This is a genomic window from Streptomyces sp. NPDC003032, assembly GCF_053591415.1.
Window position 1 is genome coordinate 124,641 of sequence record NZ_JBSFTT010000016.1, and the last position, 22,464, is coordinate 147,104.

General features: G+C 70.2%; 19 protein-coding genes. 12 read left to right on the plus strand and 7 right to left on the minus strand.

The features are described 5' to 3' along the window. Window positions 1-2,910, plus strand: a complete 2,910-nt coding sequence (locus ACWDZ7_RS23175) for an NHLP bacteriocin export ABC transporter permease/ATPase subunit (protein WP_451799397.1) — start codon at window positions 1-3, stop codon at window positions 2,908-2,910. A gap of 27 nt (window positions 2,911-2,937) precedes the next feature. Here the strand turns inward: ACWDZ7_RS23175 and ACWDZ7_RS23180 are convergent, their stop codons facing one another. Beyond that, a complete protein-coding gene (locus ACWDZ7_RS23180) occupies window positions 2,938-3,957 on the minus strand; it encodes a DUF5954 family protein (RefSeq protein WP_451799398.1) in 1,020 nt (339 codons plus the stop codon). A 190-nt stretch (window positions 3,958-4,147) separates the two neighbouring features. On the opposite strand from ACWDZ7_RS23180, the gene ACWDZ7_RS23185 reads away from it, so the two are divergent. Continuing rightward, window positions 4,148-5,755, plus strand: a complete 1,608-nt coding sequence (locus ACWDZ7_RS23185; protein WP_451799400.1) for an AMP-binding protein — start codon at window positions 4,148-4,150, stop codon at window positions 5,753-5,755. On the opposite strand, the gene ACWDZ7_RS23190 is transcribed toward ACWDZ7_RS23185, so the two are convergent. After that, complete coding sequence (locus ACWDZ7_RS23190) at window positions 5,733-6,389, minus strand: GNAT family N-acetyltransferase (protein WP_451799401.1); 657 nt, start codon at window positions 6,387-6,389, stop codon at window positions 5,733-5,735. The genes ACWDZ7_RS23185 and ACWDZ7_RS23190 overlap by 23 nt on opposite strands. A gap of 103 nt (window positions 6,390-6,492) precedes the next feature. Here ACWDZ7_RS23190 and ACWDZ7_RS23195 point away from each other — a divergent pair, with 103 nt between their 5' ends. Continuing rightward, window positions 6,493-7,767, plus strand: a complete 1,275-nt coding sequence (locus ACWDZ7_RS23195; RefSeq protein ID WP_451799403.1) for an MFS transporter — start codon at window positions 6,493-6,495, stop codon at window positions 7,765-7,767. Here the strand turns inward: ACWDZ7_RS23195 and ACWDZ7_RS23200 are convergent. Continuing rightward, on the minus strand, window positions 7,733-8,362 hold the full coding sequence (locus ACWDZ7_RS23200; RefSeq protein ID WP_451799405.1) for an alpha-ketoglutarate-dependent dioxygenase AlkB: 630 nt from the start codon (window positions 8,360-8,362) through the stop codon (window positions 7,733-7,735). The two genes, ACWDZ7_RS23195 and ACWDZ7_RS23200, sit on opposite strands and share 35 nt — an antisense overlap. A 59-nt stretch (window positions 8,363-8,421) precedes the next feature. Then, window positions 8,422-9,327 carry a hypothetical protein gene (locus ACWDZ7_RS23205; RefSeq protein WP_451799496.1) on the minus strand — a complete coding sequence of 302 codons (906 nt, stop codon included), beginning with the start codon at window positions 9,325-9,327 and terminating at the stop codon, window positions 8,422-8,424. Window positions 9,328-9,726: 399 nt separating this feature from the next. Between ACWDZ7_RS23205 and gcl the strand changes: the two genes are divergently transcribed. Both gcl and ACWDZ7_RS23215 read left to right on the plus strand, forming a co-directional pair. Then, window positions 9,727-11,514, plus strand: coding sequence for a glyoxylate carboligase (gene gcl, locus ACWDZ7_RS23210; protein ID WP_451799497.1), 1,788 nt, complete (start codon window positions 9,727-9,729; stop codon window positions 11,512-11,514). A gap of 112 nt (window positions 11,515-11,626) precedes the next feature. Beyond that, window positions 11,627-12,904: a Shedu anti-phage system protein SduA domain-containing protein gene (locus tag ACWDZ7_RS23215; RefSeq protein ID WP_451799406.1), complete on the plus strand. Its 1,278-nt coding sequence runs from the start codon at window positions 11,627-11,629 to the stop codon at window positions 12,902-12,904. A gap of 323 nt (window positions 12,905-13,227) precedes the next feature. On the opposite strand, the gene ACWDZ7_RS23220 is transcribed toward ACWDZ7_RS23215, so the two are convergent. From ACWDZ7_RS23220 to ACWDZ7_RS23230, 3 genes are all read right to left on the minus strand, one after another. Continuing rightward, on the minus strand, window positions 13,228-14,685 hold the full coding sequence (locus ACWDZ7_RS23220) for a catalase (protein WP_451799408.1): 1,458 nt from the start codon (window positions 14,683-14,685) through the stop codon (window positions 13,228-13,230). 181 nt (window positions 14,686-14,866) lie between these two features. Then, window positions 14,867-15,757, minus strand: coding sequence for a 2-hydroxy-3-oxopropionate reductase (locus ACWDZ7_RS23225; protein WP_451799409.1), 891 nt, complete (start codon window positions 15,755-15,757; stop codon window positions 14,867-14,869). 53 nt (window positions 15,758-15,810) lie between these two features. Beyond that, the gene (locus ACWDZ7_RS23230) at window positions 15,811-16,650 is read right to left on the minus strand and encodes a TIM barrel protein (RefSeq protein ID WP_451799411.1); all 840 of its coding nucleotides are present in this window, start codon (window positions 16,648-16,650) and stop codon (window positions 15,811-15,813) included. Between the two features lie 125 nt (window positions 16,651-16,775). Here ACWDZ7_RS23230 and ACWDZ7_RS23235 point away from each other — a divergent pair, with 125 nt between their 5' ends. From ACWDZ7_RS23235 to ACWDZ7_RS23265, 7 genes are all read left to right on the plus strand, one after another. Next, complete coding sequence (locus tag ACWDZ7_RS23235) at window positions 16,776-17,054, plus strand: hypothetical protein (protein WP_451517680.1); 279 nt, start codon at window positions 16,776-16,778, stop codon at window positions 17,052-17,054. Beyond that, the gene (locus ACWDZ7_RS23240) at window positions 17,051-17,413 is read left to right on the plus strand and encodes a helix-turn-helix domain-containing protein (protein ID WP_451799412.1); all 363 of its coding nucleotides are present in this window, start codon (window positions 17,051-17,053) and stop codon (window positions 17,411-17,413) included. The genes ACWDZ7_RS23235 and ACWDZ7_RS23240 overlap by 4 nt, the downstream gene beginning before the upstream one ends. A gap of 140 nt (window positions 17,414-17,553) precedes the next feature. Next, window positions 17,554-18,078 (plus strand): 2-oxo-4-hydroxy-4-carboxy-5-ureidoimidazoline decarboxylase, encoded by a 525-nt coding sequence (uraD, locus tag ACWDZ7_RS23245; RefSeq protein WP_451799414.1) that lies wholly within the window; start codon window positions 17,554-17,556, stop codon window positions 18,076-18,078. Further along, window positions 18,075-18,482 carry a hydroxyisourate hydrolase gene (gene uraH, locus ACWDZ7_RS23250; protein ID WP_451799415.1) on the plus strand — a complete coding sequence of 136 codons (408 nt, stop codon included), beginning with the start codon at window positions 18,075-18,077 and terminating at the stop codon, window positions 18,480-18,482. The genes uraD and uraH overlap by 4 nt, the downstream gene beginning before the upstream one ends. Before the next feature lie 5 nt (window positions 18,483-18,487). Continuing rightward, the gene (pucL, locus tag ACWDZ7_RS23255) at window positions 18,488-19,420 is read left to right on the plus strand and encodes a factor-independent urate hydroxylase (RefSeq protein WP_451799417.1); all 933 of its coding nucleotides are present in this window, start codon (window positions 18,488-18,490) and stop codon (window positions 19,418-19,420) included. A 64-nt stretch (window positions 19,421-19,484) separates the two neighbouring features. Continuing rightward, window positions 19,485-20,939, plus strand: a complete 1,455-nt coding sequence (locus ACWDZ7_RS23260; RefSeq protein ID WP_451799418.1) for a nucleobase:cation symporter-2 family protein — start codon at window positions 19,485-19,487, stop codon at window positions 20,937-20,939. Between the two features lie 77 nt (window positions 20,940-21,016). Next, a complete protein-coding gene (locus ACWDZ7_RS23265) occupies window positions 21,017-22,399 on the plus strand; it encodes an 8-oxoguanine deaminase (RefSeq protein ID WP_451799420.1) in 1,383 nt (460 codons plus the stop codon). Window positions 22,400-22,464: the final 65 nt, after the last annotated feature.

Below are 22,464 nucleotides of genomic sequence, written 5' to 3' on the forward strand. Positions count from 1 at the left end.
GTGACCCAGGAGCAGTACGTCCCCGCGCACGACACGGTCGCCGCCGCCTTCGGCGCGCTCGGCACACCGGCCGACTGCACCGGCCTGCGCAGCGTGCACCTGGAGGGCCCGCAGGTGCTGTGGCTCGTCGTGGCCGGCGCCCTCGACCTGTTCGCGGTCGACGCCGCGCAGCAGGGCCACTGGCACTACCTCGGCCGCCTCGAACCGGGCACCCTGCTCCTCGGCCCCGTCGAAGGCCCCCAGCACACCCTCGTCGGACGCCCCCTCCAGGGCTGCGAGCTGCGCCGCGTCCCGCTGCGCGAGCTGTACCGCCCCGACTACGGCGACACATGGTCGTACGAGCAGCAGTACCCCACGCCGTACGACATGGGGTACGACACGCAGGACGCGGCCCTGAGCCTTCTGGAGCACGCCTTCGCGCTCGGTATCGGACGCGGTCACCAGGTGCTGTTCGAGGCGCCGCTCGACAGCCGCACCATGGGCGACGACGTGGTGACCGACGACGACATCCTCTGGATGCCGGTCGCGCCGGGCAGCGTGCAGTACGGGGCCGCCTACAGCGCGGAGGCCGCGGGCGATCTGCTCGTGGACGCCGCGATGTGGCAGCGCATGGTCAACCAGCAGCACCGGCTGCTCTCGACTCTCGACCGGTGGATCGAACGTCTGGAGCGCGCCCACGAGGACCGCACGGCGGCCGGCATCAAGGCGGGCGAGAACGTCCGCGAGCAGGCCGACCGCGCTCTGATCGCCTCCATCGGCCGTACACGGGGGGATGGTTCGCGCCGTATCGATTCCCGGAGCGGTGCCGACGCCACGTACGCGGCCTGCCGACTGGTCGCCGACGCGGCGGGCATCACGCTGTCCGGTGCGACGGAAGGCGGCACGAGGAGCGGCGCGAGGAGTGACATGGGCGGTGGCCCAGGGAGCGGCGTGGTGAGCGACCGGATCGATCCGGTGGAGCGGATCGCGGTGGCTTCGCGCATCCGTACCCGCGCCGTCCGGCTCGACGGCCGCTGGTGGCGCGAGAACACGGGCCCGCTGGTGGGGCACCGCGCCGCGAGCGGCACACCGGTCGCGCTGCTGTGGCGGCGCGGCGGCTACGAGTCGGTGCACCCCACGTCCGGACGGCGCGTCCGCGTCGACAAGACCAACGCGGACGAGTTCGAGCCGCGGGCCGTCATGTTCTACCGTCCGCTCCCCGAGGGGAGGTTGACGCCTTGGCGGCTGTTCCGCTTCAGTCTGCGGGGCACCGGCGGCGACGTACGCAACCTCGTGCTCGCGGGCCTTATGACGGTCGTGATCGGCGCTCTCGTGCCGATCGCCACGGGACAGGTCCTCGGCGTGTACGTGCCGAACGCCGAGAAGAGCCTCATCGTCCAGGTGTCCCTGGCCGTCATGGTCACCAGCATCGTCTCCGCGGCGTTCATGCTGCTCCAGAACCTCACCATCCTGCGGATGGAGGGCCGTATGGAGAGCGCGCTCCAACCGGCCGTCTGGGACCGCCTGTTGGGGTTGCCCACCCGCTTCTTCGCCGCCCGCTCCACCGGCGAACTGGCGAGCGCGGCCATGGGAGTCAGCGCCATCCGCCGCGTCCTGTCGGGCATCGGCCCCGTCGCCCTCCAGTCGGGCACGGTCGGCGCCATGAACCTCGTCCTCCTGCTTCTCTACAGCGTGCCCCTGGCCCTCGCCGCGCTGGCGATGCTGGCCGTCATCGCCGCCGTGTTCCTCGCCCTCGGCCTGTGGGAACTGCGCTGGCAGCGGCGCCTGGTCGAGCTCGGCAACAAGCTCAACAACCAGGCGTTCCACACCCTGCGCGGCCTGCCCAAACTCCGCGTGGCCGGGGCGGAGAGCTTCGCGTACGCGGCATGGGCGGGGGAGTTCGCACGCAGCAGGGAGCTGCAGCGGCGGGCGGGCCGCATCAAGAACACCACGACGGTCCTGAACGCCATCTACCTGCCGCTCTGCACCCTCATCATGTTCGTCCTCCTCGCGGGCCCGGCCCGCGGCAGCCTGACCGCGGGCGAGTTCCTCACCTTCAGCACCGCCGTGACGATGCTCCTGACCTCCGTCACGCAGCTCACCGGCGCGCTGGTCTCGGCGGCCTCGGTGCTCCCGATGTTCGAGCAGATCAAGCCGGTCCTGGACGAGGCGCCGGAGGTGCGCGCCGGGAGCACACAGCCGGGCGAGCTCCAGGGCGGTATCGAGGCGCGCGGCCTGTCCTTCCGCTACACGGACGACGGCCCGCTGGTCCTGGACGACGTGTCCCTCTCGGTCCGCCCCGGCGAGTTCGTGGCCGTCGTCGGCCCGAGCGGCTGCGGCAAGTCGACGCTGCTCCGCCTCCTGATCGGCTTCGACGAACCGGTCTCGGGCAGCGTGCTCTACGACGGTCAGGACCTCTCCGCCCTCGACCAGGCGGCCGTACGCCGCCAGTGCGGGGTGGTCCTGCAGAACGCCCAGCCGCTCACCGGCTCCATCCTGGAGTGCATCTGCGGCGCCGAGTCGTTCACGCAGGAGGAGGCGTGGGAGGCGGCGGCGATGGCGGGCCTCGCCGAGGACATCAAGCGCATGCCGATGGGCCTGCACACGATGATCTCCGGTGGCGGAGCGGTCTCCGGCGGGCAGCGCCAGCGCCTGATGATCGCCCAGGCCCTGATCCTCCGCCCCCGCGTCCTCTTCTTCGACGAGGCGACGAGCGCCCTGGACAACGAGACGCAGCGCACGGTCATCGACAGCACCCGCGCCCTCAACGCCACCCGCGTCGTGATCGCCCACCGCCTCTCCACCGTCATGGACGCGGACCGGGTCGTCGTCATGTCGGAGGGCCGGATCGTCGAACAGGGCCCGCCCGGTCAGCTGTTGGCGGACGTGGGCGGGCATCTGCGTGAACTGGTGCGCCGGCAGATGCGGTGAGGTGAGGCGAGGCGGCCGGGCCGGGGTTCAGTCGTCGTAGTGGAGCGTGCCGTCCTCGTCCATGGTGGGATGCATCTTCATGGGGCCGTACGAGTCCAGGTCCGAGGGGCGGGGCCGCTCCGGGCCGTCGGGGCCGACGCGGACCAGCCGTTCGGTGCGGCAGATCCTGTACAGGCTGTCACCCACGCGGACTTCGTTGGCGTGGCGGGCGGCCTTGAACTTCTCGGCGGCCCGCGCGTGCGCGGCCTTCTCCCGCTCGTCGAATTCGTAGAGCAGCGGCCAGGATTCCGTCATGCCGTCGTACAGCACCTGACGGGCGTCGTGCGGGGTGGGCATCAGGGTGGTCCGCGGCTTCCACCCCTTCGCGCCGCGCTCGGCCACGCCGAAGCCGACGGGCAGCAGGACGATGCCGGGATGGGTGGTGACGGCGCGCTCGGAGTCGGCTCGTACGTCGGCGGGGAACCGCGACCCGGTGTACGCGAACTCCCGCAGTCCCATCTTCAGGGCACTCGACATCAGGCCGGCCCGGTCGGCGTCGGGGTCCAGGACGAAACCGAGGTCCGGGGACGGGCGGTCGGGCCGTCGGGCCCACGACCGGTCGGCCGGTTCCCGGTCCGTCGCCCGGGGCGGCTCCAGGCCGTCGGGGCCGGTACGCGCGAACTCGTCGCCCCGCACCACGCGGTAGCGCACGCCCAGGACCTCCAGCTCGTCGACCGGCTCCTGTTCGAGGATCGCGACCGCCGCCAGCAGATCGCGGCGCACGGCGGGGTCGTCGGTGTCGTCCTTGGCCTTGAACCACAGCAGCGAGTTCAGCGCGTCCCGCGCCTGTTGGGCCATGCCGTCCACGACCGGCTTCAGCAGCCGCCATTGCGGCCCGGCGGCGGGATCCTGTATGGCGAGCCCGAAGACGGGTCCTCGCACGGCGAGATTCGGATAGCGGTACGACGCCTCGACGGCGTCGGCCTCGGTCACCATCTCGGCGGGATCGTCGCGGCGCAACAAGCCGGCGTGAAGCTGATTGAGTTGTCGCTTCCAGTCATCACCCATGCGCACATTGTGATGGGCGCGAGGGGGAGGGTGGGCCTGAATGCTTCAACTCGATTGCTTCGAGTGAGTGCCTGTTGAGCGGCGTGTTGAGTGCCATGCTGAGTGGCATGCTGCCTGAAATCGAACGGCCCGGCTTGGGCGGGGAGTACCGGCCCGGCTCGGGCGGGGAGTACCGCGAGGAGGACGTCCGGTGAGTGAACTCTCGTACGCGCACGGGACCAGCGGCACGCCCCTGCTCGGTGACACCATCGGCCGGAACCTCGACCGGGCCGTCGCGGCCTGGCCCGACCACGACGCCCTTGTGGACGTCGCCGCGGGTGCCCGCTGGACGTACGCCGCATTCGGCGCCGCCGTCGAGCGGTTGGCGCGCGGCTTCATGGGCGCGGGCGTCGCCAAGGGGGACCGGGTCGGGATCTGGGCGGTGAACTGTGCCGAGTGGGTGCTCGTGCAGTACGCCACCGCGCGCATCGGCGCGATCATGGTGAACGTCAACCCGGCCTATAGAGCGCATGAGTTGGAGTTCGTACTGAAACAGGCGGGGGTCTCCGTCCTGGTCGCCTCGCAGGCCCACAAGAGCAGCGACTACCGCGCGCTCGTCGACGAGGTGCGGCCCCGCTGCCCCGAACTGCGCGCCGTCCACTACATCGGGGACGGAACGTGGGACGCGCTGCTCGACGTGGCCGCATCGGTGAGCCCGGAGGAACTGCTCTGTCGCGAGGCGGAGTTGAACTGCGACGACCCGGTGAATATCCAGTACACCTCGGGCACCACCGGCTTCCCCAAGGGGGCCACGCTCTCCCACCACAACATCCTCAACAACGGCTACTGGGTGGGCCGTACGGTCGGCTACACCGAACACGACCGGGTCTGCCTGCCCGTTCCCTTCTACCACTGCTTCGGCATGGTCATGGGAAACCTCGGCATCACCTCGCACGGCGCGTGCATCGTCATCCCCGCGCCGTCCTTCGACCCCGCCGCCACGCTGCACGCCGTCGAGCGCGAGCGGTGCACGTCGCTGTACGGGGTGCCGACGATGTTCATCGCGGAGCTGAACCTCCCCGACTTCCCGACGTACGACCTGAGTTCGCTGCGCACCGGCATCATGGCGGGCTCGCCCTGCCCCGTCGAGGTGATGAAGCGGGTGGTCGCCGAGATGCACATGGAGGAGGTCTCCATCTGCTACGGCATGACGGAGACGTCGCCCGTCTCCACGCAGACGCGCCGCGACGACGACCTGGAGCGGCGCACGGGCACGGTGGGCCGCGTCCTGCCGCACATCGAGGTGAAAGTCGTCGACCCGGCGACCGGCGTGACCCTGCCGCGCGGCGCCTCCGGCGAGCTGTGCACGCGCGGCTACAGCGTGATGCTCGGCTACTGGGACGAGCCCGAGCGGACCGCCGAGGTCATCGACTCCGGGCGCTGGATGCACACGGGGGACCTGGCGGTCATGCGGGAGGACGGCTACGTCCGGATCGTCGGCCGCATCAAGGACATGATCATCAGGGGCGGCGAGAACATCTACCCCCGCGAGATCGAGGAGTTCCTGTACGGCCATCCGAAGATCGCCGACGTGCAGGTGGTGGGGGTCCCTGATGAACGGTACGGGGAGGTTCCGATCGCGTGCGTGATCCTGCGGGGGCGTGACGACGATCTGACGCTGGAGGAGCTACAGGCCTACTGCGAGGGGCAGTTGGCCCACTACAAGGTGCCGGCCGCGCTGCGGATCCTGGAGTCGTTTCCGATGACGGTCTCGGGCAAGGTACGGAAGGTGGAGCTCAGGGAGCGGTACGGGGAGTGACGTCCGGCGCCGTGACGTCCGGCGTCAGGGGGCGGCGCATGCAGAGGCGGGGCCACCGGTCGAGGCCGAGCGCCGCCTCGTGCGCGCGGATCTTCCTCAGGGCCGGGGTGAGTTGGGCCTCCGCGAGCGGGTGGAAGCCGATGCGGGCGTAGTACGGGGCGTTCCAGGGGACGTCGGTGAACGTCGTCAGCGTGAGCGCGGTCCGGCCTTCGGCGCGTGCCAGGCGGGCTGCGTGCTCGATCAGGGCGCGGCCGATGCGGTGGCGGGCGGCGCGGGGATGCACGGAGACTTGCTCGATGTGCTGGCAGGTCTCGTCTGTGCCCGCGTCTGTGCCCGTGCCCATGCCCGCGTCTGTGCCCATGCCCGCGTCTGTGCCTGTGCCCGCGTCTGTGCCCGCGCCTGCGTCCGTCGCCTCGCGGAGGGGCTCGCTGAGCAGATACGCGACGGGGGTGCCGTCCTCACCCACGGCGACCCACGCCCGCCCCGCCCGGCGGAAACGGTCCAACTCCGGGATGGCGGGCGGCTCATCATCCGCGATGGCAACCATACCGAGGCCACGGAAGGCTTCGCCCGCGGCGCGTTCGATGTCCTGGAGGAGGGGGAGTTCGGAGGCGGTGGCGGGGCGGATCAGCATGGGACGAGTATGCCCCGTCGCCGTCAGGACGGGCGGCGCCAAGCGTGCGCGCTCCGGCCAAAACCGGTTGTGCCGCGGCGGATCGCACGGGGATCGTGTGCCGGTGATCGAGAAAGCGACCGGCCGCGGCGTGCGGCCCGCGGAGACGGGGCCGACCGCCGAGATTCCTTCCGCGCCGCCCGCTCTGGGGCGCGGCATGGTTCTGCTGCTAGCCGTCGTGTGTGGGGTAGCTGTCGGGAACGTGTACTTTCCGCAGGCTGTCAGCCCGTTGGTCGGTGAGGGGCTGCATGTATCGGCCGATACCGCCGCCCTGGTGGTGACGGCGACCCAGTTCGGTTACGCGGGCGGGATCTTTCTCCTCGTACCGCTCGGTGACCGTATCCCCTACCGGCGGCTCATCGTCGCGCTGCTCTCGTCGGCCGGGCTCGGGCTGCTCGGTGCGGGGCTCGCGCCAGGCCTGGTGCCGCTCGTCGTCGCGAGCGGTCTCGTCGGCGTCACCACAGTGATCGCGCCGATCATCGCGCCCATGGCGGCGGGGCTCGTCCCCGACGACCGGCGCGGCGCCGTCACCGGCACCCTGCTGAGCGGCTCGATCGGCGGCATGCTGCTGTCCCGCGCCTTCGGCGGAAGCCTCGGGGAGTGGCTGGGCTGGCGTGCCCCGTATCTGACGACGGCGGCCATCGCGCTGCTCATCGCGCTCGTCCTCTCCCGCGCCCTGCCGAAGACGACCGCCCCCTCCCGGCAGAGCTACCCCGCGCTGCTCGGCGAGTCGCTCGGACTGCTCCGCACCGAGCCGGAGCTGCGGCGCTCCGGTTTCTACCAGGCGATGCTCTTCGGCGGGTTCTCCGCGCTGTGGACCGGCGTCGCGCTGCTGCTGACGGGCCCCACGTACGGGCTGGGCGCCTCCGCGGTCGGCCTGCTCGCCCTCGTCAACGCCGGGACCATGATCTGTACGCCGGTAGCGGGACGCCAGGTGGACCGGCGGGGGTCCGACGCGGTCAACCTCGTATGCATCGTCGCCGTCCTGGTGGCCGCTGGGCTGCTTGTTCTCGGTGACCTCGGTGGGGCGGCGGGGCTCATCGCGCTCGCCGTGGGGTCACTGGTGCTCGACGTCGCGATGCAGTCGGGCATGGTCGCCAACCAGGTGCGGATCTTCGCGCTGAGCGACGAGGCGCGCTCCCGGCTCAACACGGCGTACATGACGTGCGCCTACCTCGGCGGAAGCGTCGGCTCCTGGCTCGGGGCGCGCGCCTACGGCGCCTTCGGCTGGCCGGGAGTCTGCGGGCTCGTGGCGGTGCTGGCCGCGCTGGCCCTCGTACGTCATCTGCTGCACCGGAGATCTGTCAGCGCACTCCGCGCGGGCGGAACTGGATGCTGATGCGTCCCCCGGTGGCCCGGGTCGACTTGGGGACGGCGTGCTCCCAGGTGCGCTGGCAGGAGCCGCCCATCACGATCAGGTCGCCGTGCCCGAGCGGGTGGCGGACCACCTCACCGCCGCGGCGCGGGCGCAGCAGCAGGTCGCGAGGTGCTCCTACGGAGAGGATGGCGACCATCGTGTCCTCGCGGTCGCCCCGGCCGATGCGGTCGCCGTGCCACGCCACGCTGTCGCGCCCGTCGCGGTAGTGACACAGGCCGGCCGTCGTGAACTCCTCGCCGAGTTCGGCGGCGTAATACGCGGAGAGCGCGCGGCGTGCCTCGTCGAGCACGGGGTGCGGCAGGGGGTCACCGGAGCGGTAGAAGGCGAGCAGGCGCGGTACGTCCACGACCCTCTCGTACATCTGCCGGCGCTCGGCCTGCCACGGGACGTCCGTGGCGAGGTGTTCGAACAGGGCGTCGGCACCGGTGAGCCAGCCCGGCAGCAGGTCGATCCACGCTCCGTCGCCGAGGACTGTCCTGCGGATTCCGTCCAGGGAGCGCAGGTGTGTGTCGTCGCTCTGGTCGAAGAGTGAGCCTTGGAGCTGGTGCCGTGCCATGCGACCCAGCGTACTCCCCTTAATCGAACATGCGTACGTAGTGCGGTCCGCGGCCCGCCTCAGGCGCCGGTCGCGACGAGTTCTTCCGCCGCGCCGTTGACCGGCTGGGGCGTGCCGGTGGCGTCCATGGTGAACAGCGGCATGCCGAGCGAGTCCGCGCGGGCGCGGGCCTGGTCCGTGTACCCGGCGAGGGAGAAGAAGGCGCAGCTGACGGGGGTTGTGTCGGTGGTGTCGGTGGTATCGGCGGTGCTGGTCATGGCCGTCAGCCACAGGCATTCGACGTCGCGCACGGTGGTGCGCCTCGCGCCCGGGTCGACCTGGGCGAGCATCCCGCACGCGGTGATCCGCGCCCCCGAGGGCGGGCGGCGGGCGGCGCTGCGGGTATTGCGGTACCCGAGCCACCGCAGATACAGCGCGGCCACGGTCACGGCGTCACGCCCATCCCGGATAGTCACCGGCCGAAAGGCGGGGCGGGGACGCGGCGCGGTACGGGACGGCGGGATGTGGGCAGGGGTGGGAGGGGCTTCGTCGGGTTGCGGGATGTGGGCGGGGGCAGGAGCGGCAGGAGCTTCGCCGGGCCGGCACTGCGGGGGAACCGGGGCGTCTCGCGCCGACCGCCCCTGCGACCCCGGCGCCGCCCCTCCCCGCACCCCGGGCGCCGCCCGTCCCCCAGGCCCCGGCGCCGTCACTCCCGGAACCACCGGTACACGCAGAACCGCCCCGCACTCGCAGTCCAGCTCAGGCCGCGGCCACTGGCCCTGTCGGCCGCAGGCCCCGCAACGGACCGCTACCCACTCCTCCGCCCAGCTCCGGTCGGCCACCGGAGTCGCCGGTCCGCCGGGGGTCACCGGCGGGGTGACGGCGGCGCCGCACACGCACGGAAGGGACGGCGCCGCGTACAAATGCTCGCGCCGACAACCCGGGCACCGCACCGGCACGCCAGCACCACCGCCACCGTCCACCATCGTCACCACCACCCACGTCCGCCACGTCTGCCACATCCGCATCTGCCTGTGCCTACGTCCATCCAAGGCGGCCCGCACCGCATCGCGCCGCCCCGCCGCGCGCTCCAGGGGCAGTCGTCATGCCATCCCCGCGCCGCCTCCCCGCCATACTCCACCCGACCGGCGCCCGGCGAAGGCAAGTTGGGGCAAAGCCGCGGGCCGGCCCCGCCCGGTCGCGGCCCGGATCGCGGATGTCTCTTGACGGTCTCCGGCACACCCGCTTACATTGCTTCCATATAGCAGAACATTCTTTCCATAATGCGGAAACAGAAGCTCACCGCGGGGCGCGACGGGAGCCGGATCCGCCAGCCGTATCCGGCAGCCGAAAAGCTGTCGAAGCTGTCGAAGCAGGAGAACCCCATGGCTCGTATGACCGCTGTCCGCGCGGCAGTTGAGATCCTCAAGCGCGAAGGTGTCGTCAACGCGTTCGGTGTGCCGGGCGCCGCGATCAACCCCTTCTACAAGGCGCTCAAGGAGGGCGGTGGCATCGACCACACCCTCGCGCGCCACGTCGAGGGCGCCTCGCACATGGCCGAGGGCTACACCCGGTCCAACCCGGGCAACATCGGCGTCTGCATCGGCACGTCGGGCCCCGCGGGCACCGACATGATCACCGGCCTGTACTCCGCCATCGGTGACTCCATCCCGATCCTCTGCATCACCGGCCAGGCGCCGACGCACCTCCTGCACAAGGAGGACTTCCAGGCGGTCGACATCGCGACGATCGCCAAGCCGGTGACCAAGATGGCCGTCACCGTCCTGGAGGCCGCGCAGGTCCCCGGCGTCTTCCAGCAGGCCTTCCACCTGATGCGCTCGGGCCGTCCGGGCCCGGTCCTCATCGACCTGCCCATCGACGTCCAGCAGACCGAGATCGAGTTCGACCCGGAGACGTACGAGCCGCTGGCCGTCTACAAGCCGGCCGCGACCCGCGCCCAGATCGAGAAGGCGATCACGTTCCTGGTCGAGTCGGAGCGCCCGCTGATCGTCGCGGGCGGCGGCATCATCAACGCCGACGCCTCCGACCTCCTCGTCGAGTTCGCCGAGATCACCAACACGCCGGTCGTGCCCACCCTGATGGGCTGGGGCACCATCCCCGACGACCACGACCTCAACGCCGGCATGGTCGGCCAGCAGACCGGCCACCGCTACGGCAACGCGACGTTCCTGGAGTCGGACTTCGTCCTCGGCATCGGCAACCGCTGGGCCAACCGTCACACCGGCTACAAGCTGGACGTGTACACCCAGGGCCGCAAGTTCGTGCACGTCGACATCGAGCCGACCCAGATCGGCAAGATCTTCGCGCCCGACTACGGCATCGCGTCGGACGCCAAGGCCGCCCTCGAACTCTTCGTCGAGGTGGCGAAGGAGCTGAAGGCCGCGGGCAAGCTGCCCGACCGCTCGGAGTGGGTCGCCTCCCACCTCAAGCGCAAGGAAACCCTCCAGCGCCGTACGCACTTCGACAACGTCCCCATGAAGCCGCAGCGCGTCTACGAAGAGATGAACAAGGCCTTCGGCCCCGAGACGCGGTACGTGACGACGATCGGCCTCTCGCAGATCGCCGGCGCCCAGATGCTGCACGTCTACAAGCCGCGCCACTGGATCAACTGCGGCCAGGCCGGCCCGCTCGGCTGGACCATCCCGGCCGCGCTCGGCGCCGCGAAGGCCGACCCGGAGACCCCGGTCGTGGCCCTCTCCGGTGACTACGACTTCCAGTTCATGATCGAGGAACTGGCGGTCGGCGCGCAGCACCGCATCCCGTACGTCCACGTCCTCGTCAACAACGCCTACCTGGGCCTGATCCGCCAGGCGCAGATCGGCCTGGACATCAACTTCCAGGTCAACCTGGAGTTCGAGAACCAGAACAGCCCCGAGCTGGGCGTCTACGGCGTCGACCACGTCAAGGTCGCCGAGGGCCTCGGCTGCAAGGCGATCCGCGTCACCGACCCGGCCGACCTCGCCGACGCCTTCGAGCGGGCCAAGAAGCTCGCGGCCGAGCACCGCGTGCCGGTGGTCGTCGAGGCGATCCTGGAGCGCATCACGAACATCTCGATGAGCAAGACCGCCGACATCAGCGACGTCTCCGAGTTCGAGGAGATCGCGACGGAGCCGGGCCACGCGCCCACGGCGATCCGGCCGCTGAAGGTCTGACGCCACCCCGACAGGGGCGGTCCACCCGAGGGGGGTGGACCGCCCCTTCGGCGTGCGGCGCCCGCTCCCCGTACACCGGGCGTTGTCAGTGCCGGGCGGCACAATGCCGAACATGGTGGTACGAGTCGACATGACACTGGAGCGGCAGCTCCGCGAGGTGAGTGAAGGCATCGCCGACGAGGGGGTGCGGGAAGCGGTGTCCGCTGTAGTGGCACACATGCACGGTGGACGGAGCAGCAAGCGCCGGGGCGGCAAGGAGCTCGTCCGCTTGCTGACCCGGGCTCGCGCGGCGGCTGCCCACGCGGGGGAGTGGGAGGTGGTGCGGCAGCTCCACGACTCGGTGGCCTACGCGGAGGGCCGCATCCTGAGGCCGGACTTCGAGGAGCGCTACCGCCTCTTCCAGGACGGGGCGCGCGACGAGAGCAGCCGCGACTTCCTGGCGCGCACGATGTGGGCGACGCACCAGTGGATGGTCGGCGCCGCCCGGGACTTCATGAAGGGCAGTCCCGACGCCACCGCGGACGACGTGGTGGAGCACTTCCGGGCCCAGGGCGAGGACGCCCGGTTCCTGGATGCCCCCGACGACCGTCCCGGCCGTTACGTCATTCCGCGCGGCAGCGCGGAACTCTCCCTCTGGCTGGAGCGCGTCCTGCGCGACAACCGTATCGACATCGAGGACCCCGCGGAGGCCGCCCGGAAGATCGTCACCTCACCGGACGCGCTGGCGCTGCTCGCGGCCGACCACGAGGGGCAACTTGTGTTGCAGGCAGCCGAGTTGCGGCGGCGTGCGGCCGGCCTGGAGGCGCTGCGCGCGGTCGTCGAGGACCCCGGCGCGTCCGAGCATGATCTGCAGCGGGCTATCCAGGGGCAGCCGTGGATCTTCGGCGGGCGCTATGTCGGTGAGGCCGTTCAGCGCCGTCTCGTACCCGGCGACGAGCTGGACATCCCCCTGATACGCGGTGACGGCGCCTTGCATGTCGTGGAGCTCAAGCGTGCGATGAGCCTGAAGCACCCTCTGGTCAAGAGGCACCGCGACGCTTGGGTGACCACCGCCCAGGTGCACGACGCGGTGGGCCAGGCCGTCAACTACCTCGTCGGCCTGGACGAGCACCGCGACCGCATCCGCGAAGAGTGCGGCATCGAGACGCGCAGGGCGGGCGCGCTGGTCCTGATCGGGCACCCCGCCCTGCAGCCCGACGTGCCGGAGGAGGAGATCAATGATGCGCTGCGGACGTTCAACTCACATGTCGTCCGTGTCGAGGTCCTCACCTACAAGGAACTTGTCGACAACGCCCACCGTTCACTCGCCGACCCCGACCCCGGCCCCGGCCCCGCGCACGCGGAAGAGCGCCGAGTACGGGACCGTCCGTACTCGGCGCTCTGGCCTTGAGGCAAGGCGTTGTGACCGCCCGACCGCGCGCGACTGGCGGAACATGCATACGCGCTGCCGGGCGGAGTTCGTGGGCCCCGTAGGGGCGGGGTGGGGCTGGGACCGCGGCGGGTGCGACGGGCCGTGGGGTTCCCTCTCTCAGGTCGAGAGGGAAGCCGCGGACCTTGACCACCGCACTGGCTCGCAGAGCCGCCGCGGACCGTGCCCGCCCGCCCGCGTCACGTACCACCCCTCATCCGGGTTCGTGACGGCGGTGCGGGCTCAGCGCCGGTGAGATGACCTCCCGCCAACTCACCGGCGCAGCCTGGGGGTTGCGGGCTCGCTCAGTCCTCGCGCAGGGCGCGGACGGCCTGCTCGACGCGCTTGCCGTAGTCGGCGTCGGCGGCGTGGAAGTGGGCGAGGTTCTTCTCGATGACGTCGTCGCGGGAGACCTGCGAGAGGCCGCCGGCGATGTTCGCCACCAGACGGGACTTCTCGTCCTCCGACATGAGGCGGTACAGCTCGCCCGCCTGGAAGAAGTCGTCGTCCTTGGTGTGGGTCGGGGCGGCGTGCGTGCCGGTGTAGCCGGCGATCGCGAGCGGCGCCGACAGCGGCTGGCCGGTCTCGACGGGGCCGTCGTACGAGTTGGGCTCGTAGTTCTTGCGGTCCCGGCCGTACGCGTTGGACGCCATCAGGCCGTCACGGCCGTAGTTGTCGGCCTTCGTCGCCTTGGGGGCGTTCACCGCGAGCTGGGTGTGGTTGACACCCAGGCGGTAGCGGTGCGCGTCCGCGTAGGCGAACAGGCGGCCCTGGAGCATCTTGTCGGGCGAGGGGCCGATGCCCGGCACGAAGTTGTTCGGGGAGAACGCGGCCTGCTCGACCTCCGCGAAGACGTTGTCCGGGTTGCGGTCCAGGACCAGGCGGCCCACGCGCTGCAGCGGGTAGTCCTTGTGCGGCCACACCTTGGTGAGGTCGAACGGGTTGAAGCGGTAGTCCGCGGCCTCGGACGCGGGCATGATCTGCACGTGCAGCGTCCAGGACGGGTTGACGCCCCGCTCGATCGCCTGGAGGAGATCGGTCTGGTGGCTGTTCGCGTCCTTGCCCGCTATCTCGGCGGCCTGGTCCGAGGAGAGGCAGCGGATGCCCTGGTTCGTCTTGAAGTGGTACTTGACGAAGAAGGCCTCGCCCTTGGCGTTCGTCCACTGGTAGGTGTGCGAGCCGTAGCCGTTCATGTGGCGGTACGAGGCGGGGATGCCGCGGTCGCCCATCAGCCAGGTGATCTGGTGCGTCGCCTCGGGGGCGTGCGCCCAGAAGTCCCAGACGTTGTCCGGCTCCTGCTTGCCCGTGAAGGGGTCGCGCTTCTGGGAGTGGATGAAGTCGGGGAACTTCAGCGGGTCCTTGATGAAGAAGACGGGCGTGTTGTTGCCCACGAGGTCGTAGTTGCCGTCCTCGGTGTAGAACTTCAGCGCGAAGCCACGCGGGTCGCGGACCGCGTCCGCGCCGCCCAGGTTGTCCGCCACGGTCGAGAAGCGCAGGAAGACCTCGGTGCGCTTGCCGATCTCGGCGAGGAAGTCGGCGTGGGTGAAGCCGGTGACGTCGTCGGTCACCTCGAAGTAGCCGTACGCGCCGGAGCCGCGGGCGTGCACGACGCGCTCCGGGATGCGCTCACGGTTGAAGCGGGCCAACTTCTCCAGGAGGTGCTGGTCCTGGAGCAGGATCGGGCCACCGACGCCGGCGGTGGCGGAGTTCTGATTGTCGGCGACGGGGGCGCCGGACTCGGTCGTAAGCACGCGCTTCGACATCGTGACCTTCCGTGCTGTGACTGCTGAGGTGTTCGGAGCGTAAGGACCCCTGAACTGCTACGTCAACAGTTTGTTGAAGTTGATGATGAGGTTCCGGGCCGCGGCGGCGCCTGGGCGCGACAGGACAGGTGTCAGCGCCGCCACGGCCCGGAAGTTCGAAGGGAGCTCTCCAGCGCTGCGGCTAGAGCTCGGCGCCCGAGAGGCGCTCGACGGAGCGCAGCAGGGCGGAGTGGTCCAGGCCGCCGTCACCCTGCGCGCGCAGCGAGGCGACGAGCTGGGCGACGACCGCGCCGACCGGCAGGGCGGCACCGACATTGCGGGCGGCGTCGGTGACGATGCCCATGTCCTTGTGGTGCAGGTCGATCCGGAAGCCGGGCTTGAAGTCCCGGTTCAGGAAGTTGTCCTTCTTGCGGGTCAGGACGGTCGAGCCGGCCAGTCCGCCGTTCAGGACGTCGAGCGCGGCCCCCAGGTCCACGCCGGACTTCTCCAGGAAGACCACGGCCTCGGCGCACGCCTGGATGTTCACGGCGACGATCAGCTGGTTGGCGGCCTTCACGGTCTGGCCCGAGCCGTGCGGACCGCACAGCACGATGGTCTTGCCGAGCGCTTCGAGGAGCGGCTTGGCCTCGTCGAAGTCGGCCTGCTCACCGCCGACCATGATGGACAGGACGGCCTCGATGGCGCCCGCCTCGCCGCCGGAGACCGGGGCGTCCAGGACGCGCAGGCCCTTCTCCTTGGCGGCCTTGGCCAGGTCCACGGAGGTCTGCGGGGTGATCGACGACATGTCGACGATCAGCGCGCCCGACCTGGCGTTCTCCAGGATGCCGTCCGGGCCGTACGCGATGGCCTCGACCTGCGGCGACGCGGGCACCATCGTGACGACCACGTCGGCGTCCTTGACGGCCTCCGCGATGGACTTCGCGGCGGTGCCGCCGGCGGCCGCGAGCCGGTCCAGCTTGTCCTGCTCCAGGGTGAAGCCGGTGACGGAGTAACCCGCCTTGATCAGGTTCTCGGACATGGGGGAGCCCATGATGCCGAGTCCGATCCACGCGATCTTGGGAAGGTTGCTCATGAGGGTGCCTCTCCTGCTGCTCTCAAGCTTGTCGTACGTCGATGAGTTGGCGCTCAGCGCGCGGCGCGGGCCTCGGTGGGCAGCCAGTCGAAGGCCTCGGCGCTCGGGCGGTCGCCGGCCTTGTATTCCAGGCCGACCCACCCGTCGTATCGGGCATCCCGCAGCTGATCGAGCAGCGCCTCCAGCGGCAGCGACCCCGTGCCGGGCGCCCCGCGACCGGGGTTGTCCGCGATCTGCACGTGCCCGGTCTTGGCGGCGTACCGCTCGATGACCGACGGCAGGTCCTCGCCGTTCATGGACAGGTGGTACAGGTCCATGAGGAACTTCGCGTTGCCGAGCCCGCTCGCCGCGTTCACCTTGTCGACGATCTCGATCGCCTTGGGCGCGCTGACGATGGGGCACTTCGGCGACTCGGGCGCGTTCAGCGCCTCGATCAGGAGGATCGCGCCGACGCGGTCGGCCTCGCGGGCGGCGAGCACCAGGTTCTCCAGGGCGAGTTCGTCCTGGACGGCCGGGTCCACGCCGTCGACGCGGTTGCCGTACAGCGCGTTGAGCGCCTTGCAGCCGAGCGACTCGGCGAAGTCCGCCGCCACCGCGAGGTTCGCGCGGAACTTGTCGCTCTCCTCGCCGGGGACGGACAGGGCGCCGCGGTCGGGACCCGGCAGCTGTCCGGCGTAGAAGTTCAGACCCACCAGCTGGACGCCCGCGTCCTCGATCGCCTTTTTCAGGGCGTCGAGCTCGGACTGCTCAGGGGTGGGGGCGTCGACCCAGGGCCACCACAGCTCTACCGCGCCGAAGCCGGCCTTCGCGGCGGCCGCGGGGCGCTCCAGGAGCGGGAGCTCGGTGAAGAGGATCGACAGGTTCACATTGAAGCGCTGGTCGGAGTATCCCATGGGGCTTCCGCGCTCCTTCCGTATTGCGGAAGTTCATTTCTGCTTGATGGAAGACTGCCTCTGATCCGCGGAAGCTGTCAAGAGGGGGCTGCCGAAATTTCGAGCGTCGGCAGTAGGTTGGCCGCGTGCGATTGAGAGTGGAGTTCACGACCGAACCCTTCGATCTCGACGAGGCCCCGCCGCATGCGCTGGTGGCCCGTGAGGTCATCCAGGGTGCCCCGCTGGACGCCGTCGACGTGGGCCCGTTCGGCAACACCGCCGAGGGTGATGTCGACGCGGTCCTGACCGCCGTCGACGCGATGCTGCGCCGGACCCTGGGGGCGGGCGCCACCCGCGTCTCGCTCCAGGTCAACGTGATCGGCGAACGCGGGGCGCCGCGGAAGCCGGGGGAGGCGGATAAGTGACCAGTTTCGGGGACGACCCCTTCGTCACCGCGGTCAAGCCGCTGGTGGACGCCATGGGTGGCCGGCTGCTGCCGCCGGACGAGGCGGGGACCGACGACGTGGTCCTGGCCTGGGAGGGCGAGGACGTGGTGGCCGTACGGCTGCCGCAGCTCGCCGACTCCCTGGACCACATCCTGCTCGCCCTGGAGCGCAAGCGGGGCCGGCCGCTCGCGGAGCTGGACCGCAAGGCGAAGCAGGAGGTCGTACGGATCCTGGAGGCGCGCGGTGCCTTCGCCGTCCGGCACGGCGTCGAGACGGTCGCCGCCGCCCTCGGGGTGAGCCGCTTCACGGTGTACAACTACCTGAACCGCTCCTCCTGATCCCCGTCCTCATGAAGGCCGCCATCCGGTTAACGGAAGGCGGCCTTTGTTACTCGAAGTTTTCAACAAAGTGTTGACGTGGTGTTTCGGCTGGCGTTAGCTATCCGCAGCCCGACCCGCACAAGGCCACGGAGGTACCCGTGACTTCGAGTACGACCCTGGGCCTAGCCCGGTTCAACGCCTCGACGGAGCCCGCGGCCACCGCCGCGCTCCACGAGGCCTGCGCCTCCTCGGCCTGGGGGAGCAAGCTGCTCTCCCAGCGCCCCTACGCCACCGTCGAAGCCCTCTTCGCCGCGAGCGACGCCGCCATGGCGGAGCTGACCGCGGAGGACCTGGCCGAGGCGATGGCGGGGCACCCGCCGATCGGCCGCCCGAAGCCGGGGGATCCCACCTCGTCCCGCGAGCAGCGGGGCATGGCGGGCGCCTCCGAGCAGCTGAAGGCCGAGATGCTCGAACTGAACCTGGCGTACCAGGAGAAGTTCGGCCACGTCTTCCTGATCTGCGCCACCGGCCGCACCGGTGAGCAGATGCGGGACGCCGTCAAGGAACGGATCGGCAACTCGCCCGAGCAGGAGCGGGAGATCGTCCGCGCCGAGCTCGGCAAGATCAACCGCATCCGCCTGACCCGCCTCGTCGAAGACCTGGAAGAGGAAGAGACCGCATGAGTACGGAAACCACCGCGTCGGTGTCCACGCACATCCTGGACACCAGCGTCGGACGCCCCGCGGAGGGCGTCGCCATCTCCCTGTCGGCCCGCGGTGGCTCCGACGCGGAGTGGCAGCCGCTCGGCGGCAGCTCGACCGACGCGGACGGGCGCTGCAAGGACCTCCCGGCCCTGCCGGAAGGCGTGACCCACGTACGTCTCGACTTCGAGACCGAGGCGTACTTCCTGAAGCTGAAGAACAAGCAAGCCGAGGCGCAGCAGGACGCCCCCGCGAATCGGGACAGCGGTGCGAGCGGAGCGTTCTTCCCGGAGGTGGCGATCACGTTCGCCGTCACGCCGGGCGAGCACTACCACGTACCGCTGCTGCTCAACCCGTTCGGCTACTCCGTTTACCGAGGGAGCTAGCAGACATGCCCACCATTCTGGGACAGAACCAGTACGGCAAGGCTGAGAACCGGGTCGTAAAGATCACGCGGGACGGCGACACCCACCACATCAAGGACCTGAACGTCTCCGTCGCCCTCTCCGGCGACCTGGACGACGTCCACTACAACGGCTCGAACGCCAACTGCCTGCCGACGGACACGACGAAGAACACCTGCTTCGCGTTCGCCAAGGAGTACGGCATCGAGTCGGCCGAGCAGTACGGCATCCACCTCGCCCGGCACTTCGTGGACAGCCAGCCCTCGATCCACCGCGCGCGGATCCGGATCGAGGAGTACTCCTGGGAGCGCATCGGCGGCTCCGACAGCAACGCCAAGTTCATCGGCGCCGACGAGGTCAAGCACTCCTTCGTCCGCAAGGGCCAGGAGACGCGGCTCGCCCAGATCACGTACGAGGACGGGCAGTTCGAGGTCCTCTCGGGCCTGAAGGACCTGACCGTGATGAACTCCACGAACTCCGAGTTCTGGGGCTACATCAAGGACAAGTACACGACGCTGCAAGAGGATTACGACCGTATCCTCGCCACCTCCCTGTCCACCTGGTGGCGGCACAACTGGACCAGCGACGAGCAGCGCATGCCGACCTGGGAGCGGTCCTACGAGCAGGCGAAGAAGCACATCCTGCACGCCTTCGTGGAGACCTACTCGCTCTCGCTCCAGCAGACGCTGTACCAGATGGGTTCGCGGGTCATCAACAACCGCAGCGAGATCGACGAGATCCGCTTCTCGGCGCCCAACAAGCACCACTTCCGTCAGGACCTCTCGTCCTTCGGCCTCGACAACGAGGCCAAGGACGGAGCCGTCTACTACGCCGCCGACCGCCCCTACGGCCTCATCGAGGCCACCATCCTGCGGGACGGCGTCGAGCCGAAGATCCCGGTCGACATGACCAACCTCTGACGCGGGACGCGCGCCCCCGCCCCGCCGCAGCGGGCGGGGGCGCGCCACACCGGAGGGAACAGCAATGGCACAGCCTGCAAAGGGGCCGGCAGAAGGCCCGTGTTCCACCCCACCCGTAGGTGACGGGGAGTCAACTCCCGAGTCGGCTTCCGAGCCGGCCCACGAACCGACTCCCGACTGTCACCCGGTGGATGAGAAGCTTCACCCCTCGCGGCTGGTCCCCGCCGCGCTCCAGCACATCGCCGCCATGTACGCGGGTGTGGTCACCCCTCCGCTCATCATCGGCCAGGCCTGCGGCCTGGACACCGTGGCCCAGACCCGGCTCATCGCCGCCGGTCTGCTGATCGCCGGTCTCGCCACCATCCTGCAGACCCTCGGCGTCAAGGGCTTCGTCGGCAACCGCCTGCCCTTCGTGAACGCCGCCTCCTCGGCCGGCATCGCGCCCATCCTCGCCATCGCGGAGACCAACGCCAAGGGCGAGCAACTCCCCGCGATCTACGGCGCGGTGATGGTCGCGGGCGTCTTCTGTCTCGTCATCGGCCCCTTTTTCGGCAGGCTGCTGCGCTTCTTCCCGCCGCTGGTCACCGGCGTCGTCATCACGCTCATCGGCGTCACGCTGATGCCCGTACCCGTCAAGTGGGCGCAGGGCGGCGACGAGACGCACCCGTCCTTCGGCGACATGAGGTACCTCGCGCTCGCCGCGTTCACGCTCGTCGTCATCCTGATGTTCCAGCGCTTCGGGCGCGGCTTCCTCAGGCAAGTCGCCCTGCTGGCGGGCATGTTCATCGGCACGCTGGCCGCGATCCCCTTCGGGATGGCCGACTTCACCTCCGTGCAGTCGGCGCCGCTGGCCGCGCTGCCCACGCCGTTCGCCGCGGGCGCCCCCGTCTTCCAGCCCGCCGCGATCCTCTCGCTCTGCATCGTCATGCTGGTCCTGATGACCGAGTCCTCGGCCGGAATGCTCGCCCTCGGCGAGATCTGCGAGCGCAAGACCGACGGGAAGACCATCACCCGCGGACTGCGCACCGACGGCATCGCCACACTCGTCGGACCGGTCTTCGGCGGCTTCCCGACCTCCGCCTTCGCGCAGAACGTCGGCGTCGTCTCGCTGACCCGGGTCCGCAGCCGCTACGTCGTCGCCGTCGCGGGCGCCTCGCTCATCGTCCTCGGCGCCTTCCCCGTGCTCGGCGCGGTCGTCAACGTGGTCCCCATGCCGGTCCTCGGCGGCGCGGGCATCGTCCTCTTCGGCTCCATCGCGGTCAGCGGCATCCGTACGCTCTCCGAGGCGGGCCTCGACGACAGCTCCAACATCATCCTGGTGGCCGTGTCGCTCGGGGCGGGCATCATCCCGCTCGCCGCGCCCACCTTCTACGCCGACTTCCCCGCGTGGGCACAGACCGTGCTCGGCTCCGGCATCAGCGCCGGCGCGATCGTCGCGGTCTCGCTCAACCTCTTCTTCCACCATCTCGGCACCCGTGGCAGCGCGCAGAGCGCCGCCGCGGCACTCAAATCTTCCTAGGGTCATGCCGTGCCCTCCCCCAAGCTCTCCATGAGCAGGGGGGACCCCCAACGCCACTCACCCACAAAGGAAGCACCATGGCAGCATCGGCAGACCGCATCGTCATCGAGAACGTCGCCATCGCGACCGTCGACGCCCAGGACACCGAGTACGCCTCGGGCCATATCGTCGTCGCGGGCAACAAGATCGAGTCCATCGGCGCGGGCAAGGCCCCCGAGGGCCTGGAGAACGTCGTACGCCGTGTCGACGGCACCGGCCACCTCGCCACGCCCGGCCTGGTCAACACCCACCACCACTTCTACCAGTGGATCACCCGGGGCCTGGCCACCGACCACAACCTCTTCAACTGGCTGGTGGCGCTGTACCCGACGTGGGCGCGCATCGACGAGCAGATGACGTACGCGGCGGCGCAGGGCTCCCTCGGCATGATGGCCCGCGGCGGCGTCACCACCGCCATGGACCACCACTACGTCTTCCCGCGGGGCTCCGGCGACCTCTCCGGGTCGATCATCCGCGCCGCCTCCGAGATGGGTGTGCGCTTCACCCTGGCCCGCGGCTCCATGGACCGCAGTGAGAAGGACGGCGGCCTGCCGCCGGACTTCGCCGTGGAGACTCTGGAGGGCGCGCTCGCCGCGACCGAGGAGACCGTCAAGAAGCACCACGACGCCTCCTTCGACTCGATGACGCAGGTCGCCGTCGCGCCCTGCTCGCCGTTCTCCGTGTCGACCGAACTCATGAAGCAGGGCGCCGAGTTGGCCCGCCGCCTGGGTGTACGTCTGCACACCCACGGCAGCGAGACGGTCGAGGAGGAGAAGTTCTGCCACGAGCTGTTCGGCAAGGGCCCCACCGACTACTTCGAGTCGACCGGCTGGCTCGGTGACGACGTGTGGATGGCGCACTGCGTCCACATGAACGACTCCGACATCGCCGCGTTTGCCCGCACCGGCACGGGCGTCGCCCACTGCCCCTCCTCCAACGCGCGCCTCGCCGCCGGTATCGCCCGCGTCCCCGACATGCTGAAGGCGGGCGTCCCCGTCGGCCTCGGCGTCGACGGCACCGCCTCCAACGAGTCCGGCGAACTCCACACCGAGCTGCGCAACGCCCTGCTGATCAACCGCCTCGGGGCCCACAAGGAAGCCGCCCTCAACGCCCGCCAGGCCCTGCGCCTCGGCACGTACGGCGGCGCCCAGGTCCTCGGCCGGGCCACGCAGATCGGCTCCCTGGAGGCGGGCAAGCTCGCCGACCTCGTCCTGTGGAAGATCGACGGCATCGGGCACGCCTCGATCGCCGACCCGGTGACCGCCGTCGTCTTCGGCGCGGCGGCCCCGGTCACACTCTCCCTCGTCAACGGCAGGCCGGTCGTCGAGAACGGCCGTCTGCTGCACGCCGACGAGGACGCCATCGCCCGCTCCACACGGGACGAGGCGCAGCGCCTCGCGCGGATCGCCGCCGAGAGCTGAACCCCATAACTCCGGTCAGGGGGGACGGCCCTTGACCGGACTTGAGCAGCCGAGCGGGCTGCTCA